The organism is Sphaerisporangium sp. NPDC004334, assembly GCF_053602655.1.
Window position 1 is genome coordinate 183531 of the sequence record NZ_JBSGDZ010000001.1, and the last position, 22085, is coordinate 205615.

18 protein-coding genes are annotated in these 22085 nt (G+C 73.9%); 4 read left to right on the forward strand and 14 right to left on the reverse strand.

The annotated features are described in order from the left end of the window. The first annotated feature begins 112 nt into the window (after nucleotides 1-112). The 3 genes from ACWEN6_RS00765 (at nucleotide 113) to ACWEN6_RS00775 (ending at nucleotide 4973) form a co-directional block, all read left to right on the forward strand. Nucleotides 113-2890: a bifunctional acetate--CoA ligase family protein/GNAT family N-acetyltransferase gene (locus ACWEN6_RS00765; RefSeq protein WP_452568293.1), complete on the forward strand. Its 2778-nt coding sequence runs from the start codon at nucleotides 113-115 to the stop codon at nucleotides 2888-2890. 365 nt (nucleotides 2891-3255) lie between these two features. Next, a complete protein-coding gene (locus ACWEN6_RS00770; RefSeq protein ID WP_452568294.1) occupies nucleotides 3256-3846 on the forward strand; it encodes a DUF5998 family protein in 591 nt (196 codons plus the stop codon). A 323-nt stretch (nucleotides 3847-4169) separates the two neighbouring features. After that, nucleotides 4170-4973: a sulfurtransferase gene (locus ACWEN6_RS00775; RefSeq protein ID WP_452568295.1), complete on the forward strand. Its 804-nt coding sequence runs from the start codon at nucleotides 4170-4172 to the stop codon at nucleotides 4971-4973. A 209-nt stretch (nucleotides 4974-5182) separates the two neighbouring features. Here ACWEN6_RS00775 and ACWEN6_RS00780 read toward each other — a convergent pair whose 3' ends face one another. The 5 genes from ACWEN6_RS00780 to ACWEN6_RS00800 all read right to left on the reverse strand — a co-directional run bounded on the left by ACWEN6_RS00780 (nucleotide 5183) and on the right by ACWEN6_RS00800 (nucleotide 12601). Continuing rightward, a complete protein-coding gene (locus ACWEN6_RS00780; RefSeq protein ID WP_452568296.1) occupies nucleotides 5183-7468 on the reverse strand; it encodes a polysaccharide lyase 8 family protein in 2286 nt (761 codons plus the stop codon). 208 nt (nucleotides 7469-7676) lie between these two features. Further along, a complete protein-coding gene (locus ACWEN6_RS00785; protein ID WP_452568297.1) occupies nucleotides 7677-10298 on the reverse strand; it encodes a CHAT domain-containing protein in 2622 nt (873 codons plus the stop codon). After that, the gene (locus tag ACWEN6_RS00790) at nucleotides 10295-10987 is read right to left on the reverse strand and encodes a hypothetical protein (RefSeq protein ID WP_452568298.1); all 693 of its coding nucleotides are present in this window, start codon (nucleotides 10985-10987) and stop codon (nucleotides 10295-10297) included. Before ACWEN6_RS00790 ends, ACWEN6_RS00785 begins: the two co-directional genes overlap by 4 nt. Then, on the reverse strand, nucleotides 10984-11529 hold the full coding sequence (locus ACWEN6_RS00795; RefSeq protein ID WP_452568299.1) for an RNA polymerase sigma factor: 546 nt from the start codon (nucleotides 11527-11529) through the stop codon (nucleotides 10984-10986). Before ACWEN6_RS00795 ends, ACWEN6_RS00790 begins: the two co-directional genes overlap by 4 nt. Nucleotides 11530-11572: 43 nt before the next feature. Continuing rightward, nucleotides 11573-12601, reverse strand: a complete 1029-nt coding sequence (locus ACWEN6_RS00800) for a S8 family peptidase (RefSeq protein ID WP_452568300.1) — start codon at nucleotides 12599-12601, stop codon at nucleotides 11573-11575. Between the two features lie 203 nt (nucleotides 12602-12804). On the opposite strand from ACWEN6_RS00800, the gene ACWEN6_RS00805 reads away from it, so the two are divergent. Beyond that, nucleotides 12805-13299, forward strand: coding sequence for a DUF3145 domain-containing protein (locus ACWEN6_RS00805; RefSeq protein ID WP_354917701.1), 495 nt, complete (start codon nucleotides 12805-12807; stop codon nucleotides 13297-13299). A gap of 178 nt (nucleotides 13300-13477) precedes the next feature. Here the strand turns inward: ACWEN6_RS00805 and ACWEN6_RS00810 are convergent, their stop codons facing one another. From ACWEN6_RS00810 to ACWEN6_RS00850, 9 genes are all read right to left on the reverse strand, one after another. Beyond that, on the reverse strand, nucleotides 13478-14905 hold the full coding sequence (locus ACWEN6_RS00810) for an acyl-CoA carboxylase subunit beta (protein WP_452568301.1): 1428 nt from the start codon (nucleotides 14903-14905) through the stop codon (nucleotides 13478-13480). A gap of 12 nt (nucleotides 14906-14917) precedes the next feature. Continuing rightward, nucleotides 14918-16150, reverse strand: coding sequence for a beta-ketoacyl-ACP synthase II (gene fabF, locus ACWEN6_RS00815; protein WP_452568302.1), 1233 nt, complete (start codon nucleotides 16148-16150; stop codon nucleotides 14918-14920). A gap of 79 nt (nucleotides 16151-16229) precedes the next feature. Next, the gene (locus tag ACWEN6_RS00820) at nucleotides 16230-16469 is read right to left on the reverse strand and encodes an acyl carrier protein (protein ID WP_347632694.1); all 240 of its coding nucleotides are present in this window, start codon (nucleotides 16467-16469) and stop codon (nucleotides 16230-16232) included. Between the two features lie 73 nt (nucleotides 16470-16542). After that, on the reverse strand, nucleotides 16543-17490 hold the full coding sequence (locus ACWEN6_RS00825; protein ID WP_452568517.1) for a beta-ketoacyl-ACP synthase III: 948 nt from the start codon (nucleotides 17488-17490) through the stop codon (nucleotides 16543-16545). A 5-nt stretch (nucleotides 17491-17495) separates the two neighbouring features. Next, complete coding sequence (locus ACWEN6_RS00830; protein ID WP_452568303.1) at nucleotides 17496-18440, reverse strand: ACP S-malonyltransferase; 945 nt, start codon at nucleotides 18438-18440, stop codon at nucleotides 17496-17498. 117 nt (nucleotides 18441-18557) lie between these two features. Then, a complete protein-coding gene (locus tag ACWEN6_RS00835; RefSeq protein ID WP_452568518.1) occupies nucleotides 18558-19667 on the reverse strand; it encodes a PucR family transcriptional regulator in 1110 nt (369 codons plus the stop codon). Between the two features lie 128 nt (nucleotides 19668-19795). Continuing rightward, nucleotides 19796-20245 carry a DUF350 domain-containing protein gene (locus tag ACWEN6_RS00840; protein WP_354848451.1) on the reverse strand — a complete coding sequence of 150 codons (450 nt, stop codon included), beginning with the start codon at nucleotides 20243-20245 and terminating at the stop codon, nucleotides 19796-19798. A gap of 86 nt (nucleotides 20246-20331) precedes the next feature. Continuing rightward, the gene (locus ACWEN6_RS00845) at nucleotides 20332-21486 is read right to left on the reverse strand and encodes a glutathionylspermidine synthase family protein (protein WP_452568304.1); all 1155 of its coding nucleotides are present in this window, start codon (nucleotides 21484-21486) and stop codon (nucleotides 20332-20334) included. Between the two features lies 1 nt (nucleotide 21487). Beyond that, a complete protein-coding gene (locus ACWEN6_RS00850; RefSeq protein WP_452568305.1) occupies nucleotides 21488-21937 on the reverse strand; it encodes a hypothetical protein in 450 nt (149 codons plus the stop codon). Nucleotides 21938-22085 lie beyond the last annotated feature (148 nt).

The following is a 22085-nucleotide window of genomic DNA, read 5'->3' on the forward strand; positions in this document are numbered from 1 at the left end:
AAAACCTAACAGCTTCAAGCCGGGGCGTGGGGCATAGAGCGGACACCCGTGCACAGTCGATGCACAAGCGTTGCCCAACGAATCGGACAGACAGCCGCTTACCCTCATCAATGTGGAACCTCACTACCCGGCCCACTGGGAGGCCGACGTCGTGCTCGCCGACGGGGGCACCGTACACGTGCGTCCCATCCGGCCCGAGGACGGCGACATCCTCCGCGCCTTCTACTCCCGGCTGTCGGAACAGTCGATCTACTTCCGGTTCTTCGGCCCGCGTCCGCGGCTGTCGGACCGCGAGGTGGCCTGGTTCACCACCGTCGACTACGTGGACCGGGTGGCGATGATCGCGACTCTCGGCACCGAGATGGTGGCGGTCGTCCGCTTCGACCGCCTGGGGCGGCAGGACGCGGCCGAGGTGGCGTTCCTCGTCGAGGACGCCCACCAGGGCAGGGGCGTCGCCTCGGTGCTCATGGAACACCTGCGGGCCGCGGCGCGGGAACGCGGCATCAGGTCCTTCATCGCCGACGTGCTGCCGGCCAACAGCCGCATGATGGCGTTCTTCCGTCACGCGGGCTACACGGCGCAGAGCCAGTTCGAGGACGGCGTCGTGCGGATGACCCTGGACCTGGCGACCACGGAGACCTCCCGCGAGGTCACCATGGCGCGCGAGCACCGGGCCGAGGCTCGCTCGATCGAGCGGCTGCTCACCCCCACCTCTGTCGTCGTCGTGGGCGCGGGCCGCGAGGCCGGCGGCATCGGCCAGACCGTGCTGCGCAACCTCCTCGGCGCCGACTTCAACGGTCCGGTGTACCCGGTGCACCGCGAGGTGCGCGCGGTCGCCGGCGTCCGGGCCTACAAGAGCGTCTCGGCCATCGACGGTGACGTGGACCTGGCCGTGGTCGCCGTCCCCGCCGACGCCGTGCTGGACGTGGTCGAGGAGTGCGCGGAGAAGGGCGTCAGGGGCCTGGTGGTCGTCTCGTCCGGCTTCGGCGAGACCGGACCCGAGGGCCGTGCCCGCCAGGACGAACTGGTGCGCATCGCCCGCGCTTACGGCCTTCGCGTGGTCGGGCCGAACTGCCTGGGCATCGCCAACACCGACCCCAAGGTCCGCCTGAACGCCACCCTCGCCGCCCGGCTGCCCGGCAGAGGGCGGGTCGGCTTCTTCAGCCAGTCCGGCGCGCTCGGCACCGCGCTGCTGCAGCGGGTGGCGCAGCGGGGCATGGGCATCTCGACGTTCGTGTCCGCCGGCAACCGGGCCGACGTGTCCGGCAACGACCTGCTGCAGTACTGGGAGCAGGACCCGGCCACCGACGTGATCCTGCTCTACCTGGAGTCGCTGGGAAACCCGCGCAAGTTCGCCCGGCTGGCCCGGCGGACGGCCCGCGAGAAGCCGATCGTCGTGGTCAAGAGCGGCGGCGTCACCCAGGGCGTGCCGGTCGGGCACGCGGCTCCGGTGCTCGGGCTGCCGGACACCGCGCTGACGGCGCTCTTCGAGCAGGCCGGGGTGATCAGGGTGGACGACCTCGCGCAGCTCTTCGACGTCGCGCAACTGCTCGCCTACCAGCCGCTGCCCGAGGGGCCGAGGGTCGGAGTGGTCAGCAACTCCGACGCGATGGCGCTGCTGGCCGTGGACGCGTGTGTGGCGGCCGGGCTGGAGCCGTGCCCGCCGGCCAACCTCGGCGCCCGCGCCGGGGCCCTGGACTACCGCCGGGCGCTGGCGGACATGGACTGCCAGGTGGACGCCATCGTCGCGATCTACATGCCGCCGGTGCCGGGAAACGCCGCCGAGGTCGCGGCCGAGCTGGTCCGGGTGGCCGAGGAGACCGGCAAGCCGCTGCTGGCCACCTTCGAGGGCCGCATGGGGATGCCGGAGGAGCTGCGCGTCCCGGGGGAGGGCGGTGACCCGGGCAAGGGGTCCATCCCGTCCTATCCGGCCGCCGAGGAGGCCGTGCGCGCCCTGGCCCACGTGGTCCGCCACGCCCTGTGGCGCCGTACGCCGCCCGGCACGCCCCCCGGCCTGCCGGACGTCGACACCGCGGCGGCCAGGGCGGTGGTCGACCGCGTGCTCGCCTCTCCCGAGGCGCATGACGGCGCCTGCGGACAGGACCGGCAGGAGCCTTCACGGCGGCCGCCCGAGGAGCGGGCCGCCGATGGGGAGACCACCCCGCCACAGGGGCCGGCTTTCCCGGTCGCCCGCGAGGGGTCGGCGGCGTCGCCGGTCGCCGGGGCGGTGGAGGCCGACGCCACCGAGTTGCTCGCCTGCTACGGAGTGCACGTCTGGCCCTCACGGATCGTCTCCTGCTCGGAGGAGGCCGTCGAGGCGGCGCGGGAGCTGGGCTGGCCGGTGGTGGTGCGCGCCGACGACCCGGAGATCTCCCACCGCGCGGGCACGGTGCGGCTCGGCCTGTCCGACGCCGGCGGCGTCCGGCTGGCCTACGACGACCTGGCGGCGCGGCTCGGACCGGGGGTGAGGCTGTCGGTCCAGCGGATGGCGCCCCAGCCCGCCGTGGCGACCGTGGTTAGGGCCGTGGACGACGCCGACTTCGGCGCCGTCGTGTCCTTCGGGCTCGGCGACATCACGGCCCGGCTGCTCGGCGACGAGGCGTTCCGGCTGGCGCCGCTCACCGCGGAGGACGCCGCGGCGCTGGTGCGGTCGGTCCGCGCCGCGCCGCTGCTGTTCGGGCGCCACGGGTACCCGCCCGTGGCGGTCGGCGCGCTGGAGGACCTGCTGATCCGGGTGGGACGGCTGGCCGACGAGCTGCCGGGAGTGGTGCGGCTGGTGCTGGATCCGGTGCTGGTGGGGGAGTCGGGGGTCAGCGTGGTCGGCGCCCGCGCCCTGCTGCGGGGCGGCGTCGGCCCGCGCCCGGACCGGGGCCCGCGCCGTCTCCGATGAGCCGGACGCCTCCGGCGAAGGGGTCCGGCTGGACGGCTCGCCGGCCCGCCCGCCCCGCCCCACGTCGCCTGAGGAGCCGACGCCAACCGCCCGCCGTCGTCTGGAGGCGCGGCGCCGTCGGCCATCCTCCGGGGGCGTGGCGCCGCCGGGCGTCGCGTTGTTCGTTTCACGACCGGACGTTGCGCGAGCCGCGCTCGCCCTGAGCGTAGAAGGCCGCCCGTGGAAGTGACGGCGGACGTCTGCTGTGGTGGAAGCGGCGGATGGTCGCCGATCGCGGCGCGGCGCGGGCCCTCCCAGGCCGAAGGGCGCCCAAGGTGAGCGCCCGTGAGGTGAAACACCGTGCCGAGACAGGGCAGGATGGACCCATGAGGGAAACCCGAGTCTCGGCCGCTGGTTTGCGCGAGGCTATCGAACGCAGCGGCTACTACCCCGATCTCGTGGCCGACGCGGCGGAATCCGCGCTGGGTAAGGAGCAGGTGACGGCGTTCGTCGTCCACCATGAGGCCACATTCGACCCTGCGATGGAGGTCCGCAGGCATGTCACCGTCGTGATCCTCTCACCCACGCGGCTCCTGGTGTGCCACACCGACGAGCACCCGCCCGCCGATGGCATGCCCACCTCTCACGCCTCCACCACCACCGAGGCGGTGCGCCTGAGCCGCGTCCAGTCGGTGGCGGTCACTCGGGTGGTCCCCGACCCCGCGGCGTACGTGCCGGGGGTGCCGCCGACCGAGGTGACGCTCACCATCGGGTGGGGCGCCATCTCCCACGTCGATCTCGAGCCGGCCACCTGCGGGGATGAGAACTGCGAGGCCGACCACGGGTACACCGGCGCCATCACCGCCGACGACCTCTCGCTTCGCGTGAGCGAGGCCGCCGACGGACCGGAGGCCGTCGGCAACGTGCTGTCCTTCGCCAAGGCCCTGTCCGAGGCGACCGCCCGCTCGGCGAGCTGACACCCTCCGGCGCCCGCGCGGCGCCGGCCGCGCGCGGCGCCGCCCGCCCGGACCGCCGGGACCGCCGAGGTCCCGGCCCGTCCCGGCGGGCGGGCCACCGTGACGCCTCCGTAGGGGTGCCACAGACGACACGCCGATCACCTGGTGCGGCGGACGCCCGGCGTGGTTGACTCCGGGAACGCGGGCCGGTGACCTTCTCACAACCGGTGACGGCCGCGACCAGCAGGGGGCGGGCCGGAGACCGGCCACCACACGCACACGAGAAGGAGGCAAGGGGCTACCTCCCATGGCCGACACGGCAGGGCGTCCGCCCCGGAATTCCCATGAGCCCGTTGATCAGTCCTGGTGACCTTGGCGACGCGACGATCCTCGATGTGCGGTGGCGGCTGGTGGGCGCGCCCGGCATCGACTCCTACCGCGAGGGGCACCTCCCCGGCGCGGTCTTCTGCGACCTGGACCGCGACCTCGCCGCCCCGCCCGGCGCGGGCGGCCGCCACCCGCTGCCGGACGCCGGCGCCTTCCAGGAGGCCATGCGCCGCCTCGGGGTGTCGGCCTCGCGGAGGGTCGTGGTCTACGACGAGGCCGACTCCACGGCGGCGGCCCGCGCGTGGTGGACGCTCCGCTACTTCGGGCACCCCGACGTGCGCGTGCTCGACGGCGGCTACCGCAGGTGGGTGGAGGAAGGCCTCCCGGTGACCAAGGAGGAGCCGGCCGTCGAGCCCGGCGACTTCACCGCCCGTCCGGGCGGGATGCCGATGCTGGACGCCGCGCAGGCGGGCGCGCTGGCCGGGGAGGGGGTGCTGCTCGACGCCCGGGGCGCCGAGCGGTACCGCGGCGAGGTCGAGCCGATCGACCCGGTCGCCGGGCACATCCCCGGCGCCGTCAGCGCGCCCACGATGGAGAACGTGGACCCGTCGGGGCGGTTCCACCCCGCCGAGTTCCTCCGCGAGCGCTTCATCTCCTTCGGGGCCCTGCCCGAGGTGCCGGTGGGCGCGTACTGCGGCTCCGGCGTCACCGCCGCCCACGAGGTGCTGGCGATGGAGATCGCGGGCGTCCACGCCGCCCTGTACGTCGGCTCCTGGTCCAACTGGGTCGCCGACTCCTCCCGCCCGGTCGAGAAAGGCTGACCGCCCCGGCCCGGCGCGTCCGTACGGCGGCCCGGCCGCCGTACGGGGGCGGCGCGCCGGCGGACGGTGGGCTGTCCGCGAACGTTCACCGGGTCGGGCGCCGTAGTCGGCGCCGGCATGGCCGTACCACGACTCGCCGACGCGGCGCCGATCACCTCCAGCACACCGGGGTGGAGAGCCGCAGCCGGTGAACGTACGTCGTCACCGCATCAGCCGAGGCGCACGGTGATCGTGTGGGAGGCGCCTTCCCGGTCCGCCAGCCGCCCGAGGCCGAGGGTGAGCGCCGCGCCGGTCCGCGCGCCGGTCACCAGCGGGTGCCCGTGGAGGACCTCTGCCACCGGGCGGCGCCAGGTGACGGTGAGTTCCGTAAGGTCCCGGCGGGGGTCGGCCACCGTGACCGTGGCCGTGCCGTCGCCGGGCTCCCTGACCAGGACGGCGCACGGCGCGGAGGCGGACAGCCCGCCCGCGGCCCCGGCGTTCCAGAAGTTGACGGCGGTGATGCCGAGCGAGGGGACGTGGACGCCCTGCAGGCGCGGGGTGTTGGCGAGCACCTGTGCCCAGCCGGGGTCGGCGGCGCGGGCCCGCGTGGTCGCGAGGCTGGCGCCCGGCAGGAGCAGGTACACGTAGCCCGCCGAGACGGGGTCCACCCCGTGGTCGAGCCACAGCGTCACGTAATCCCGTCCGGCCGGTTCGGCGCCGTCGCTTCGTCGTCGCTCTCGCACCGTGCGCAGGGGCGCGCCGCCGGGCAGGACGTAACCACCATGCCCGGTCAGATGCGCCCAGGTGGCCTCCACCATGAGCGCCGCGCCGGTGCGGCGGTTGTCGACGATCGTCTCGACCGGGACGCCGTCGCGGGAGGTGATCCCCGCGCCCAGGCACACCACGGCGTCGTCCAGGAACACCCAGGACTTGAACGCCTCCATCGTGCTCTCCAGGCCGTTCAGATGCTGGCCGACGCTGGCGTACACGCCGTCGGTCGCGCCGCCCGCCCAGCGCCCCGGCGGGCAGGTGTCGCCCCACCCCTCGCCCGCGCCGTCGGCCAGCCGCCGGGTCGAGACGGTCGTGCCGGGCAGCCGATAGGGGTCCACGGTCGGCCAGAAGGAGTCGGAGTACTGGTCGCCATGACCCTCGGCCCACCAGTAGAGCATCCCCGAGCCGGTGTGCCAGCCCCGCGGGTTCTCGCCGTTGCCGTGCTCGTAGTGGCCGATGCGCGAGGAGGCCATGCTCAGCCCCGCGCACCAGCCGGGCCTGCGGTGCACCGCGCGGGCGCTCATCGCCATCAGCCGGTGCCCGACCGGCTCCGCGGCCGCCGGGACGGCGTCGTCGGCGAGGACCGCGGACAGGCGGGCGTGGAAGCCGAGGTCGACGGCCTCGGCCGTGCCGAGCATGGGCACGCAGGTGTCCCGCAGCGCCCACCCCTTCACCATGGCCCGCCAGCGCGCCCGTTCGGCGGCGGAGGCGGACTCACCGAGCAGCAGGGTCGCGGCGGCGATCTCGTGCCCCCTGCCGTGATCGCCGTACGGCCTCCTGGCGACGCCGCGTCCGCGCACCATGTCCATGCAGAAGCCGTCGTGCACCACCGGTGCGAAGGAGTTCTCGACGCTGTCGAAGATCACCTGCGCGTTCGGGTCGTCGATCTCCCAGGGAGAGCCGCGCAACACGGCGAACAGCGTCGCCAGGCCGGACAGCAGCGATGCCCCGTACGCGCCCTGGTAGGGGACGTAGGTGTGCTGGATGAAGGAGCCGTCCCGGTAGAACCCGTCACCGTCGTGGACGTAGGGGAAGACGGGGGACAGGGCCGAGACCGCCAGGGCCGCCTTGCGCGGGTCGGACCTCAGCATGGCGCGCAGCAACATGACCACGCACAGGTCCACGCGGTTGGCCCCGGTGCTGGTGCCGCTGTAGGAGGCCAGACGGCGTTCGGGGACGAAGTGATCGACCGCGTCCCTGAGTGCCCTGCTCTGCGTGTCGGTGAGGTGGGGGCCGATCAGGACGGCCGCGTCCAGCAGTCGCTTCGGGACGCCGATCTGCCAGTGCCACCAGTTGCCCACCTCCTCGGCGTCCGCCGCGTACACGCGCCGACGGTAGTGGTCGATGCCCGCGGCCACCGCGGCGGCCAGGCCGGGGTCGCCGGTCAGCCCGGTCCCTGGCAGGGCGTAGGCGCGGGCCATGGCGCGCAGCCGCTCCAGGGTGGAGACGAACGACGGGAACGGCCGGTCCGGCCACACCCACGCGTCGGCGGGCGCCATGGCATCCCGGTGGCGTGCGGCTCTCGCCCCGAGGGCGGCCAGCCGCGCGCGGTACGGCTCGGCCGCGGGATCGAACCCCGTCCCGGTCGTCACCTCGCGCCACCGTCGCCGCAACCGGGCGAAATGACCGGCGAACAGTGTGGTGAGGGCGCCTTCCCCCACCGGCCCCGCCGACCCCGGGACCACGAGCCCGGCCGCGACCATCCCGCCGAGCCGAAGAAACGACCGCCTGCTCCGCCCGCCCACGCATGGATTATGACCTGATCTTTCGACCTTTACGGCCTTTCCCGGCTCGATGCCCGGCACGCGGCGCCTGTCCGGCGGGCGCCTGCGACCGTCGTCTCGACGGGCCGCGCAGGTGAAGGACGCGGCGTCCCGGAGGAAGAACGGCTTCTCGGCGGCCGTGTGGCCACAAGGGGCGGCGCCTCGGTGTCGTGCGTGTAGAGGGCACCCCTCATCGGTCGTGCGACCGGAGGGGGTGGCCGAGGGAGCCGAAGCAGGCGAATCCGTGCACGCCGGTGCGCTCCGACGCGATGGCCAGCGCCTCCGCGGGGGCGTGCCCGCGCACCAGCAGCTCGTGCAGCAGCGTCATCAGGGTCAGCGCCTCCTCGTCGCGCACGGGGACCAGTCCGGCGATCACGCAGGCCGAGCCCTGGTCGAGGAAGGCGCCGGCCAGCCCCAGGGCGGTCCCGTCGACCGGTGCGTGGGCCATGCCCGCGTCACAGGCCGACAGCACCACCAGCCACGGCGTCCGGCGCAGTCCGAGCAGGTCGTACGCCATCAGCACCCCGTCGTCCAGGGCGATGCGCGACAGCAGCGGACTGCGCGCCGAGAAGAACCCGTGGGCGGCGATGTGCACGACCTCGGCCCGGCCCAGCGCGGCGAGCACGCCGGCCGTGGTGGCGGCGACGCGCACCGCCGTGGCGGCCGGGTCACCGGCCGGCCGGCGGGTCGTCGCGGTGCGGGCGGCCTGCTGGTAGGCGCGGACGACCCTCGCCGCCTCGGTGCCCGCGTGTTCCAGCCCCGGCCCGGCCACGGCCGCCACCAGCGGCGCACCCACCACAACAGGGCCGGCGACACCGTCGGACGGTGGTACCGGCGCGGGGGACGGCCGGACGCCGGAGGGCGGGGCAGGGTGGCGGGAGGTGGCGGTGAGCCAGGCGCCGGCGCTGGCGGCGACGCACAGAGCCCGGCCGTGCAACGGCGGCAGCGTCGCCCATGGGAGCGTGTGAAGCGCTCCGGTCGGCACGATCACCAGGGGGCGATCGGCGATGTCGGCGGCCAGCGGGTCCACGAGCCGCGCCGCGAGGGCCCCGGCCTCCACGGCCACCCCGGGCGGGCCGGAGCCGGTGTCGCGCAGACCGGCTCGCCGCAGGCCGTACCGCAGCCGGATCGTCGCCTCGGCCGCCTCGGTGTAGGAGCCGAGCGACCGCAGCACGCGATGTTCGGCGGTGACGACCACGGCGGCGAGCAGGTCGTCGTGGCGCACCAGTTGCACCAGCGCGGCGCCGCCCAGCGCGGCGCGCAGGTGATCGATCGGCATGGCCTCCCCGGCGTGCCCCCGGGCTACCGCGCGGCAGTGCTCGGCCCAGCCGAGGACGGTGTCCGGCCGCCCGTCACGCAGGGCCAGCGACAGGCCGAACCCGGCGAGCCGCTCGCCCGCCCGTACCGCGTGCGCCCGCACTCCGGGGTCGTTCAGCCGCTCGCTGCCCGCGGCGGCCTCCCGAAGGCCCTCGCGCAGCGCGGAGAACGCGGCCGGCGGATCGCCCCGGAGACTGTGCCGGAGCGCCACCGCATGATGGCGCACGACCCGGTGCGCCCTCCCCGCCGCCGGCGCCCCGTTGATGACGAACTCCAGATCGCCCTCCACCACATCCGGCACCGAACCCCCGGCGGCGGCGGTGGGCCCGGCCGTGGTGAGCTCCGCGGCGGTGAGGCGGAGGGCGGCGGCGGGGGCGGGCCATCCGTGGGCGGCGAGCCGGGCGGCCAGGGAGCGGGCCTCCTCCGCCAGCCGTGGCGACGGCCGCTCGACGGCGATGCGCGAGCGCAGGATCACTTCCTCGGCCAGCGGGACCCAGGCGTCGCGGCCTTGGCCGTCCAACTCGCGGGCCGCCGCCTCGGCGGCCGCCCGCGCCTGGTAGGGGTCCCCGACGAGCAGTTCGACCTGCGCCAGCAGCAACCGTGACTCGGCCAGCGCGACCAGGGCCCCGGTGGCGGCGAGGTCGGGAACGGCCTGCCTGAGCAGCGCGCGGGCCTCCCCGGGGAGATAGGCGGCCAGCAGCGCGCCCGCGAAGTCGGCGCGCATGGCGGCGAGCCGTTCGGGATATCCCGTCAGCGCGCGCTCGGCGGCCTCGTAGCCGGTGAAGGCGGCCTGGACGTCCCCGCGCCGGGTGGCGACGAACGGCACATTGGCCTCGGCGAGGGTGGCGATGTGATCGAGCCCGGCGTCCCAGGCGAGGGCCGCACAGGCGGACAGGTCGCGGGACGCCGCGTCGTAGTCTTCGAGGAAGGTGTGCGCGAGGCCCCGGTTGAGCAGCGCGCCCGCCAGGAAGCGGGGGTCGCCGGCTCCGGTGAGCCGTTCGACGGCCCGGTCGCAGTGCGCCACCGCCTCCCCGGGCCGGCCGAGGCGCACCAGGGCCACCGACCGCTGGACGCCGAGCCGCGCGGCGTCCAGGCCGCCGAGGCCGCCCTCGGCGAGGTCGGCGACGCGGAGGGCGCCGACGGGGTCGCCGAGTTCCGTGCGGACCGCGACCAGCGACATCCGCGCCTGGGCCGCGCGTCCGGGCAGGTCGCGGGCCACGCGGACCGCCTGGTCCAGATGGTCGGCGGCGGGCCGGAGGTCTCCCAGCTCGCGCGCGGCCAGGCCGAGCGCCCGGTGGGCGATCGACTCGGCCTCCCGGCAGCCCCACGCCCTCGCCCGGTCGAGAACGGCCAGCGCGTCCCGGCGCGCCCGTTCGGGGTCGGCACCCGACCCCTCGACCGCCCGCTCGGCCGCCGCGACCAGGTGGCGGTACTCGGGCGGCTCGGTCGAGGGGCGGCTGAGGGGGGCGGTCGTCGTCAGGGGGTCGGGGGTCATGGGCGGACGCACTGCCAGCGGGTGGCCACGGGTGGGGCGCCGGTGCGGTGGTACACGACGCTCACCCATCCGTGGGGCAGTCCTGTGGTGGCGAACTCCCCGGTCTCGGTGGGCAGGCGCATCTTGCTGACGTGGGGTGTCCTGATCTCGACGCGGGCCCCTTCGCCCGGGGCGGGGAGCACCTGGCCGGCCAGGTCGAGATGGGAGTCGCAGACCGTGATCTCGACGTCGATGGTGAGCTCCTCGGCGGCGAAGCGCAGCAGGCGCGGCTCTCCTTCGGACGCGTGCCCATCGGAACGCACCCCGGCCGGCGGCCTGGCCCGCGCGAACGGCGGCCGGACGCCGGAGACGGGCGGCCGGGTGCCGGACGGCGGCGGCCGGGTGCCGGAGAAGGGCGCCGCGCCGGGCGGGCGGCCGAACCGGGGCGCGGACCTCCCCTCGCCGGGTGATCCTGGTGGACGGCCGTCGAGCAGGCGATGGACCTCCACGGGAGAGACGTCCTGGTGCGGCGGCGAGATCTCGGCTTCGGGCTCGGGTGGCGAGTCGTGGAGCGGGACCAGGTCGGCGATGACGGCGGCGGGCAGGTGCAGGGCGTGGACGGCCTGAGCGTCGGTGATGACATGGGCCGGGACGGGATCGGCGCCGGCGGCGAGACGAAGGGCGGCCAGCAGGTGGTCGTCGTCGGTCATCGCTGGTCCTCCACGAGTGATCTCAGGCGTTTGAGGCAGCGGATGCGGGTGGGGCCGATGCTGCCGATGGGCATCCCCAGCCGCCGGGACAGCTGGGCGTAGCTGGCGTCGGGCGCCAGGACGATCAACCGCACCAGGGCCCCGCACGGCCGGGGCAGGGTGTCGACGGCCGCCCAGAGCCGCCGTCCCTGGTCGTCACTGAGCAACGCCGCGACCGGATCGCTGCCGCCGGAGCCCGGCGGATCGGCGCCGCTGGGGGGTGGCAGGTCGGTGGGCAGCCCGGAGGGCCGGGCGCCCGCCCGCGCGCGGCCGATGCGCATGGCCTCGTGCCGGGTGGTGGTGATCAGCCAGCCGCCGACGCGCTCGGGGTCGCGGATGGTGTGGCCGCTTTCGAGCAGGCGCAGCCAGGCGGCCTGGACGGCGTCGCCCGCGTCGGCGGGGTCGAGCCCGGTGGCCCGGGCCACGGCCCACATGCGGTGCCCGAAGCGGGAGACCAGGTCGCGCCAGGCCGTCTCGTCGAGGAGGTCGAGGTCGTATGGCATGTGAACACTTCACGTGATGGGGGAATCGCACTCGGTGATCAGACTAGCGAGGACCGGCGACGTGGACCCCGAGATCGGGAAATCGGGTGCCGGTCGCGCGCAGGACCTGGTGTGCCGCCTCGCCTGGCGGCATGCGGCGTGCGGCGGCGGCGATGGCCCCGCCCACGACGGCGGCCGCGAACGACGTACCACTCCACATGGCATAGCCGTCGAATGGGTGAAAGTCCACGAAACTGCTGGTCAAGGCCTCGCCACGCGCGCACGCGTCCACCCAGGGGCCGTAGGCGGAGAAGCGGGCCCGGGTGACCTCGGCCGAGTCGAGGGCGCCCACGGCGATCACTCCGGGCAGCGCGGCGGGCCAGAAGGGCCGCGAGGAGGCGGTGTTGCCCGCGCAGGCGACGACCACGGTGCCGGTGAGCGCGGCCAGAGCGCGTTCCACCAGAGGCGACGCCTGGTCGTCGTAGGTGTGGCAGCCGAAGGACAGCACCAGCACGTCGACGGGCGCCTCGCGCAGGGCGCCGAGGGCGCGGAGCACGCCGGCCTCGTCGCCCACTCCGTGGCTGTCCAGAGCCCGCACGACGCGCAGCCGGATGCCCGGCGCCTGGCGCAGCAGCAGCCCCGCGATGAACGTGCCGTGCCCCGCCTGGCCGTCGAGCAGGCCGTCGCCGTCGGCGTCGAGGACCTCGCCCGGCTGGCCGGGGAACCAGTCGGCGCCGGTGAACCAGGGGTGCGGGGCGAGGCCGGTGTCCAGCACCGCGGCCGTCACCCCGGACGGCTCGCCGCCGCCCAGGGTGAGGGCGGGCGCGGGCCGCGGGGCGCCGGAGGGGCCGCCGAAGAACAGCGGCTGCCCCACGACGACGTGGTTGGGCGAGGCGTCCTGTCCCCTTTCGCGCAACGAGGCGGCGATCTCGCACGGGTCCGCCCCGTGCGACAGGCGCAACAGGAACAGTCCGTCGGTGTGGTGCGCCGACTGGGTCCACCGCCCGGCGGCGTCGGGGGAGCGGGCGAGCAGCTCGCGCGGGCGGATGAAGGCGCGGCGGCCGGGGAGGTGTTCGACGGCCTGCACGTTCACGGGGGGACTCCTTATAGGGAGCGCATAGGGACGGCAATCACAGGATGCATCTTTCCCTATGCGGAGAGTTGCCAAGCGTGATTAGGTATGACCCGGCTCTGGTGCCCCGCCACGACGGACGGTAGTCTCTCCCTCAGTCACTTGTGATCATCCCAGTATGAGGACGTTGGGGAAGGCGCACCTCGTACGAAACGGGAGGTCCGGTGTCTGCTCGTGGCGTGCTGTACGTCCACTCGGCTCAGCCCGCGCTGTGCCCGCACATCGAATGGGCGGTCGCGGGTGTCCTTGGCATACCCGTCGACCTGTCGTGGACCCCTCAGCCAGCCCAGCCTGGCACCGTGCGCACACAGGCCGAGTGGGAAGGTCGTCCCGGCACGGCCGCGGCGATCACGTCGTCCCTCATGGGCTGGCAGCGCATCCGTTTTGAGATCACCGAGGATGCCTCGCCGGGCGTGGACGGCTCGCGGCATGCCTACACGCCGACGCTCGGCGCATTCACGGCGATGATCGGCGTGTCCGGCGACATCATGGTGCCCGAGGACAGGCTGCGCAACGTGATGCTGATGGCGGCGCAGGGCCGGGTGGTCCTTGAGGAGGAGCTCGACAAGCTGCTCGGCAAACAGTGGGACGAGGAGCTCGAGCCGTTCCGGTACGCCGGCGACGGCGCCCCGGTCCGGTGGCTGCACGCGGCGGTGTGACGCGGCGGTGCCGTCCGGAGTCCCGCTGACATGCCGGGCGGCGGCGAAACAGCAGGTTCGGCCGCCGGGAGGCGGGACAGTGTGACGCGGCGGTGTGAGAAGGTTCCGCACCGGAACGCCGGGTGCGGAACCTTCTTCGTGAGGCCCGGTGAGCCTCGGAAAGCAGGGCCGTTCCCGGCTACAGCGGGATGTTGCCGTGGGCGCCGCGGGCCGGGGTGGCCTGGGCGAGGACCCTGGCGATGGCGCCGCGGGTCTCGGCGGGCTTGATGACCTCGTCCACCACGCCGATCTGGATGGCCCGGTCGAGGCCGCCGGCGATCTTCTCGTGCTCCTCGGCGAGCCGCGCCTCCACGGAGGAGCGCTCCTCCTCGGGGGCGGCGGCGATCTCGCGCCGCTTGAGCACGCGCACGGCGGCCAGGGCCCCCATGACGGCGACCTCGGCGGTCGGCCAGGCGAACACCCTGGTGGCGCCCAGCGCCCGGGAGTTCATCGCGACGTACGCCCCGCCGTAGGCCTTGCGGGTGACCAGCGTGACCCGGGGCACCGACGCCTCGGCGAAGGCGTGCAGGAGCTTGGCGCCGCGCCGGACGACGCCGTCGTGCTCCTGGCCGACGCCGGGAAGGTAGCCGGGGACGTCCACCAGGACGACCAGCGGCACCCCGAAGGCATCGCACATGCGCACGAACCGGGCGGCCTTCTCGGCCGAGGCGGAGTCGAGGCAGCCGGCCAGCCGCATCGGGTTGTTGGCGATGACGCCGACCGTGCGGCCGCCGAGGCGGCCCAGCGTGGTGACGATGTTGGGCGCCCACTTGGGGTGCAGCTCCACCCCGGGCTCGTCCAGCAGGCCGGTGACCAGGGGGTGCACGGAGTACGCGCGGCGCGCCCGGTCGGGCAGCAGGCCGGAGAAGTCGACGTCCTGCACCGACTCGGGGCGCAGGCGGCCCTGGTGGCCGAGCAGCACGGCCAGCCGGCGTGCCTGCAGCAGGGCCTCGCCGTCGGTCTTGGTGACGACGTGGACGACGCCGCTGCGCTTGCTGTGCGGCTCGGGGCCGCCCAGGGCGGCCATGTCGATCTGCTCGCCGGTGACGCTGCGCACGACGTCGGGGCCGGTGACGAAGATGCGGCCCTGGTCGGACAGGATCACCAGGTCGGTGAGGGCCGGCCCGTAGGCGGCGCCGCCGGCGGCCGGGCCGAGCACCACGGAGATCTGCGGGACCAGCCCCGAGGCGCGGGTCATCGCGGCGAAGACGCGGCCGACGGCGTGCAGGGACTCGACGCCCTCGGCGAGCCGGGCGCCGCCGGAGTGCCACAGGCCGACGACCGGGACCCGCTCGCGGACCGCGACGTCGTAGGCGTGCACGATGTGCTCGCAACCGGCGGTGCCCATGGCACCGCCCTGGATCCGCGCGTCGCTCGCGAACGCCACCACCGGCACGCCCTCCACGCGCCCCATGGCGGCCAGCGTGCCGCTGCGGTCGTCCTCGGGGGAGAGCGGCTGGACCGTGCCCTGGTCGAACAGGGCGGTCAGACGCGCATGCGGATCGCGAGGGTCGGCAGGCTCTGGTTCGCGGGCCTCGGCCGTCACCCCGTCGTCGAGCACGGTCACGGGCTCTCCCACTCAGGCGCTGACGAAGGCCACGGCGACGTTGTGCCCGCCGAATCCGAACGAGTTGTTGATCGCGGCGATCTGGCCCTGGGGGAGCTTGCGCGGCTCGCCGCGCACGATGTCGACCTCGACTCCTTCGTCGAGGTCGTCGATGTTGATGGTGGGCGGGACCACGCGGTCGTACAGGGCCTTGATGGTGAAGACCGACTCGATGCCGCCGGCGCCGCCGAGCAGGTGTCCGGTGGAGGACTTGGTGGCCGTCACGAACGGGTGGTCACCGATGATCTCCTGGATGGCGACCGCCTCCACGACGTCCCCCGCGGGGGTGGAGGTGGCGTGCGCGTTGACGTGCAGGATGTCGCGTCCGGTGAGCCCGGCGTCCTCCAGCACCTTGCGGGCCGCGCTGCGGATGCCGGCGCCCGTCGGCTCGGGCTGGGCGATGTGGTGGGCGTCGGAGGAGTAGCCGACGCCGGCGGCCTCGGCGTAGATGCGCGCGCCGCGGGCCAGGGCGTGCTCCTCGGACTCAAGGACGATGATGCCCGCCCCCTCGCCCAGGACGAACCCGTCGCGGCCGGCGTCCCAGGGACGGGAGGCGTGCGAGGGGTCGTCGTTGCGCGTGGACATGGCGCGCATGGCGGCGAAGGAGGCGATGTTCAGCGGGTGGATGGCGGCCTCGGTGCCGCCGGCCACGACGACGTCCGCCCGCCCCGTCCTGATCATCTCCATGGCGTAGCCGACGGACTCGGCGCCGGTGGCGCAGGCGCTCACGGTCGCGTGGACGCCGGCGGTGGCGCCGAGTTCGATGCTGATCCATCCGGCCGAGCCGTTGGGCATGAGCATGGGGACGGTGAAGGGCGACAGCCGCTGCCAGCCCTTCTCCTTGTAGGTGTCGTAGGCGGCCAGGATCGTGGTGATGCCGCCGATGCCGCTGCCGACGACGACGCCGAGCCGGTCGGGCGCGACCTTCGGCGTCCCGGCGTCCCGCCAGGCCTCGCGGGCCGCGATGAGCGCGAACTGCTCGGCGCGGTCCAGGCGGCGGGCCTCGGGGCGGGGCAGCACCTCACCCGGTTCGACGGCGACCTTGGCGGCGAACTTCACCGGCAGGGTGTCGACCCAGTCCTCGGTGAGGGGCCGCACGCCGGACTGCCCGGCGAGGAGCGCCGACCAGGACGAGGCGACGTCTCCGCCGAGGGGCGTTGTCACGCCGAGCCCGGTGACAACGACACGTACTCGATCTCTGCTCACGTGGGGCGCTCCTTGTGGTTCGAGGTGAAGCGTGGGGGGCTCAGACGCCCGGTCGTGCGGCCGGACGCCTGAGGTGGATCTAGTTCTGGATGAAGTTGATGACGTCCTTGACGGTCTTGAGGTGCTTGAGCTGGTCGTCGGGGATCTCGACGCCGAACTCGTCCTGCGCGGCGACGGCGATCTCGACCATGGAGAGCGAGTCGATGTCGAGGTCGTCCACGAAGTTCTTCTCGGGGGTGACCTCGGTCGCCGGGATGCCCGTGATCTCGTTGATGATCTTGCCGAGGCCCGCGAGGATCTCCTGCTCGGTCAGTGCCATGTCGCGATTTCTCCTTGGTTTCGGGTGCTTCTCTTGGTGTGTACGGCGCGCCGTGCGGGCCTTCCGTACAAGTTCAGGGGATCTCTATCACTTGGCCGGCGTAGGTCAGGCCCGCGCCGAAGCCGAGCAGCAGCGCCAGGCCGCCCGACTGGACCTCGCCGCGCTCGATCATGCGGCTCAGGGCCAGGGGGATCGAGGCCGCCGAGGTGTTGCCGGCCAGGACGATGTCCTTGGCGATGACCGCCTTGTCCGCGCCGATCTTGCGGGCGATGGCCTCGATGATGCGCAGGTTCGCCTGGTGGGGGACGAAGGCCGCCAGCTCGGAGGGGTCCACGCCGGCACGCTCGCACGCCTGCCTGGCGACCGGATGAAGCGCGGTGGTGGCCCAGCGGAACACCGTCTGGCCTTCCTGGTGGAGGAAGGAGTCGCGGTCCTTAACGATGATCGCGTCGGACTTGTCGCCGGCGCTGCCCCAGACCACCGGCCCGATGCCCGGGGTCTCGGAGGGCCCCACCACGGCCGCGCCGGCGCCGTCCGCGAAGATGACGCAGGTGGCGCGGTCGGTCCAGTCGACCCACTGGGAGAGCTTCTCGGTGCCGACGACCAGCACGTTGGTGGCCGAGCCCGCGCGGACGGCGTCGCCCGCGGCGGCCAAGGCGTAGCAGAAGCCGGCGCAGGCGGCGTTGACGTCGAAGGCGCCGGGGGAGTCGATGCCCAGGCGGTGGGCGACGCGGGCGGCGGCGTTGGGGATCTGCGCCTCGAGGGTGCAGGTGGCGACGACGACCAGGTCGATCTCGTCGGCCGACAGCCCGCTGGCGGCCAGCGCCTTGCCGCCGGCCTGCACGGCGATGTCGATGTCGGTCTCTTCGGGACCGGCGACCCGGCGTTCCTTGATGCCGACGCGGCTCTGGATCCACTCGTCGTTGGTGTCGATGGTCTTCGCCAGGTCATCGTTGGTGACGACGCCGGCCGGCTGGTATCCGCCGAAGGCGAGCACCCTGGCGCCCGGGGCGCCTCGCATGATCCTCACTGGCCGGTCTCCTTGCTGATAAGGGCGCGTGCGGCCTCGAGGTCGCCGGGGGTCTTGAGCGCGACCGTCGCGACGCCGGGCAGCGCGCGCTTGGCCAGGCCGGTGAGCGTGCCGCCGGGCAGCAGTTCGATGACGGCGGTGACGCCGAGCCCTGCCATGGTGGCCATGCACAGGTCCCACCTGACCGGGCGGGCCACCTGGTCGACCAGCCGCCGGACGAACTCGCCGCCGCCGGCGACGGCCTGGCCGTCGGCGTTGGACAGCAGGGTCGCGCGCGGGTCGCCGGGGGTGACGCCGGCCGCCTCCGACCGCAGGTGCTCGACGGCGGGCGCCATGTGGCGGGTGTGGAACGCTCCGGCCACCGACAGCGCGCGAAGCCGCGCCCGCGCCGGAGGCTCGGCCGCGAAGGCGGCGAGCTGCTCGGTGGTGCCGGCGGCGACGATCTGCCCGGCTCCGTTGATGTTGGCCGGGGTGAGGCCGTGCCGCTCGATGGCCGACAGGACCTCCTCCTCCGCGCCGCCGAGCACGGCCGTCATGCCCGTCTCGGTGACGGCGGCGGCCTTGGCCATCGCCTGGCCGCGCTGCGCGACCAGGCGCAGGGCCTCCTCCGGTGTGAGGACGCCGGCCAGGGCCGCGGCGGTGAACTCGCCGACGCTGTGCCCGGCGAGCACGTCCGCGGCGGGCGCCGTCCCTGCGGCGCCGTCACCCTGCGTGGCCGGCAGCACCTCGGCGACGGCGAGGCCGGCGGCCACGAGCAGGGGCTGGGCGACGGAGGTGTCGCGGATCTCGTCCGCGCCCGCCGTGGTGCCGTAGGAGATCAGGTCGAGGCCGACGACGTCCGACCACGCCGACAACCGGTCGCGCAGACCGGGGATCTCGAGCCACGGGGAAAGGAAGCCGGGAGTCTGGGCGCCTTGCCCGGGAGCGACGATGACGAGCACAAAATCCACCATGCCCTGTAGGAGTTCACCACACTGCTAATGATCCGTACGAACTTTGTCGGTGGGTCTTTGTAGGAATCCTCTATCAGAGGTTTCCGGACCATTACCGAACCCTGGTTAGGTTGCGGTTGCCCGCGAGAGCCTGCCGAGGATCAGGCCGACCTGCAGAGTGAAGGCCGACCGGCCCTCGGTGGGCTGGTAGCCCGTCAGTTCTGTGATCTTTTTCAGACGGTAACGCACGGTGTTCGGGTGGACGAACAACAGACGGGCCGTGGCTTCCAAAGATGTGCCCTGCTCCAGGTAGGTCGCCAGTGTGTCGAGCAGCGGGGTGCCCTCCAAGGGCTTGTACACGTTCTCGATGAGCTGCTCGCGGGCGTCGATGTCGCCGTCGATGGCCCGCTCGGCGAGCAGGTCCTCGGCGAGCACCGGGCGGGGGGCGTCCGGCCAGCCCTGCGCCGCCCGCAGGCCGGCGACGGCCGCGCGCGCGGAGCTCGCCGCCGCGTGCAGGTCGGGCACCTCGGGACCGATGACGATGGGCCCCGGGCCGAAGCGCGGCACCACGTGCCGGGCGGCGTCCTTGATGCTGTCGGCCCCGCCCACGATGACGATCAGGCGGTCGCCCTGCACCCCCGCCAGCAGGTCGTGGCCGAGCCTGCGGCCCTTGTCGCGCATGCCGTCGATGACCGTCTGGGGGTCGGCGTCGGGGGCGTAGCCGGCGAGCACGACGACGGGGGAGGAGGTCCAGCCGAGCGCCGCGGCCCACGAGTGCAGCCCTTCGTCCACCTCGCCGCGGACCAGCGCGTCCACGATGAGCGCCTCCAGGCGGGCGTCCCACGCGCCGCGCACCTCGGCCTCGCGGGCGTAGACGTGCGCGGCGGCGAAGGCGACGTCGCGGGTGTAGCGCAGCATGGCCTGGCGCAGCAGTTCCTCGCCGCCGGGCGCCGCGAGCTCCTGCACCTCGGCCTCGACCACCTCCACGACGATGCGCACCAGGTCGACCGTCTGCTGCAGCGAGACCGACCGCTTCAGCTCGCGCGGAGCGGTGCCGAAGATCTCGATGCTCGGCGTCGGCCGGCCCTCGTCGGCGTGCTGGAACCACTCGACGAAGGCGGCGATGCCCGCCTGCGCGACCAGCCCGACCCATGAGCGGTCCTCCGCCGACAGGGCGCGGTACCACGGCAGCCTCTCGTCCATGTGGGTCATCGCGGCGGTGCCGAGACTTCCCATCGCCCGCTCCAGCCGTCGTGCGGTGTCCTCGCGTACCCGGTCATTCACATCCCTAGGGTGCCAGGTCAGCGTGAGTGCGACAGCCGGAGGTGCGGTATGTCACCGCCGGTGCGGCGCGCGGTGAGAGGTCAGATCACCGCGACGGCGGTGATGAGCCCGATCGCCACGTGGGTCACGGCGAGCAGGACGGCGCCCGGCTGCAGCCCCGGTTCGCGCACCAGGTCGCGCACCGAGATGCCGGCCACCCGGTCGAACAGCAGCATGCCCAGGGCCTGCACGACGATGCCGGTGACGCCGAACACCAGGGTGGCCAGCAGCCCTTCCTGCAGGGCGCCGCCGGAGGACCAGATGGACGCCGCGACGATGAGGCCGACGGCGGAAAGCCCCGACGAGGTGAGCAGCGCCGCGTTGGGGTTGCGGTCCTGCTGGATCACCTTGCTGAGCCGGCCGGGGGTGGCCAGGTCGATCACGTAGAAGCCGGCGATCATCAGCAGGACGCCCAGGACCGCGTACGCGAGGATCGCGAGTGCTCCTCGGCCGAGTGCCTCCCCGAGGGGACCGGCGAGCGCGATGGTCATGTCTTGTGCTCCTTGGGCTGTGTCGGGCGGGGGGTGGGGACGCCGCGCGGGCCGCCCTCGGGGGCGGCGGCGCGGCGGTCACGGGGTCAAAGGGCGATGCGGTGCGGGACGAACGAGGAGGTGTCATCGGTGATCAGGCCCGAGGTCTCCCGGATGCCGAGCCCGGCGGCCTGGTCCCCGACGATCCAGGCGCCCAGCACCGGGCGCCAGCCGTCGAAGTCGGGCAGCGCGCGGAACTCCTGGTAGACGTAGCCCTCGGCGCCGTAGTCGCCCTCGGTGCTGTGGGCGCCGTCCGGGGTGACGACGCGCATGCTCGCGCCCTCGCGGCCGAGCAGGGGCTTGGCGATGTGGGCGGGCAGGTCGCGCGGGCCGTCCAGGTAGGCGGGGAGCAGGTTCGGGTGGCCGGGGTGCAGCTCCCACAGCAGGGCCAGCAGCGCCTTGTTGGACAGCAGCATCTTCCACAGCGGCTCGATCCAGGTCATCGAGACCTGCCCGCGCACGGCCCGCGGCCCGAACGGGTCGGCGACCGCCCACTCCCACGGGTAGAGCTTGCACAGCGTCCGGATCACCCGGTGCTCCATGTCGACGAAGCGCAGCGCCCGGGAGTCCCAGCCGATGTCCTCCATGGCGATGGCGACCGTCGCCCGGCCGGCCTGCTCGGCGGTCTCCTGCAGGTAGCCGAGCGTCATGGCCTCCTCGCCGGTCTCGTCCATGTTGGTCCAGGCGAAGTGCGCGGGGCCGGTCTGCAGCGGCAGCTCGCGCCACCGGTCGACCAGGCGCTCGTGGATGGAGTTCCATTGGTCGTCGGCGGGGTGGACGTCCTTGAGCCAGAACCACTGGACCAGCGAGCTCTCGACGAGGCTCGTCGGGGTGTCGGCGTTGTACTCCAGCAGCTTGGCCGGTCCCCGCCCGTCGTAGCGCAGGTCGAACCGGCCGTACACGTGCGGGTCGCGGCGCCGCCAGGAGGCCTCGATCTCCGGGGCCACCCACTCGGGGATCGCGAAGTCGCGGTAGCGGCCGGCGGCGACCACGTGCTCGACGGCCGCCAGGCACATGGCGTGCAGCTCCTCGACCTGGCTCTCCAGGGAGAGGACCTCCTCCATGGTGAAGGCGTAGTGCACGCCCTCGTCCCAGTAGGGCCGGTCGAGGCCGGACGGGTGCGCCGAGCGGTGGTAGGCCAGGCCCTGCGCCTCGATGGTCTTCTCCCAGCCGTCCCGCCGCGCGGACCTCTGCCTGCGCACCTCAGCTTCCCCCGACGCCGCGGCCGCCGAAGCCGCCGCGCTGGAGCACGGCGCCCGACCTGCTGCTGACGTGGGCGTTCGGCGGCCTGACGGTCGTGCCGCGCAGCACCCGGCCGGCCTGCCTGACGCCCCCGTAGTACCAGCCGAAGGCGCCGCGCGACCCGTAGTAGCCGGCGCGGTGCTCGTCGCAGCGGTCGTCGTCCACGACCTGGTAGGACCCGTCGGCCGTGCGGCTGCGCAGGTCCACGCAGTCGGCGGTGACCTTCTCGGCGAAGCTGCCCTGGGCGGCGCAGAACCCGACCACCAGGGTGGAGAGCAGGCCCATCGTGCCCAGCGTGATCGCGGTGGAGGACAGCTTCCTGCCGCCGGGCGGCGGCGTCGCCGCGGACCCCACCGCGTCTTTCGCCAGCGGATGTGGCGGTCGTACGGGCTTGGGGCGGGGTGTCGCCATCGGGGTCCGTCTCTCGAAAAGTGTGCAAAGCCTACGTTTGCCCGGTTAACGCGGCAAGCGCGGCAGAAGTTTCTGATGCCTGATGAATGGCGTTATTTCAGTGCTTATCGGACCACAGGCCGTGCGACGCGGGGAACGCTGGGTAGAT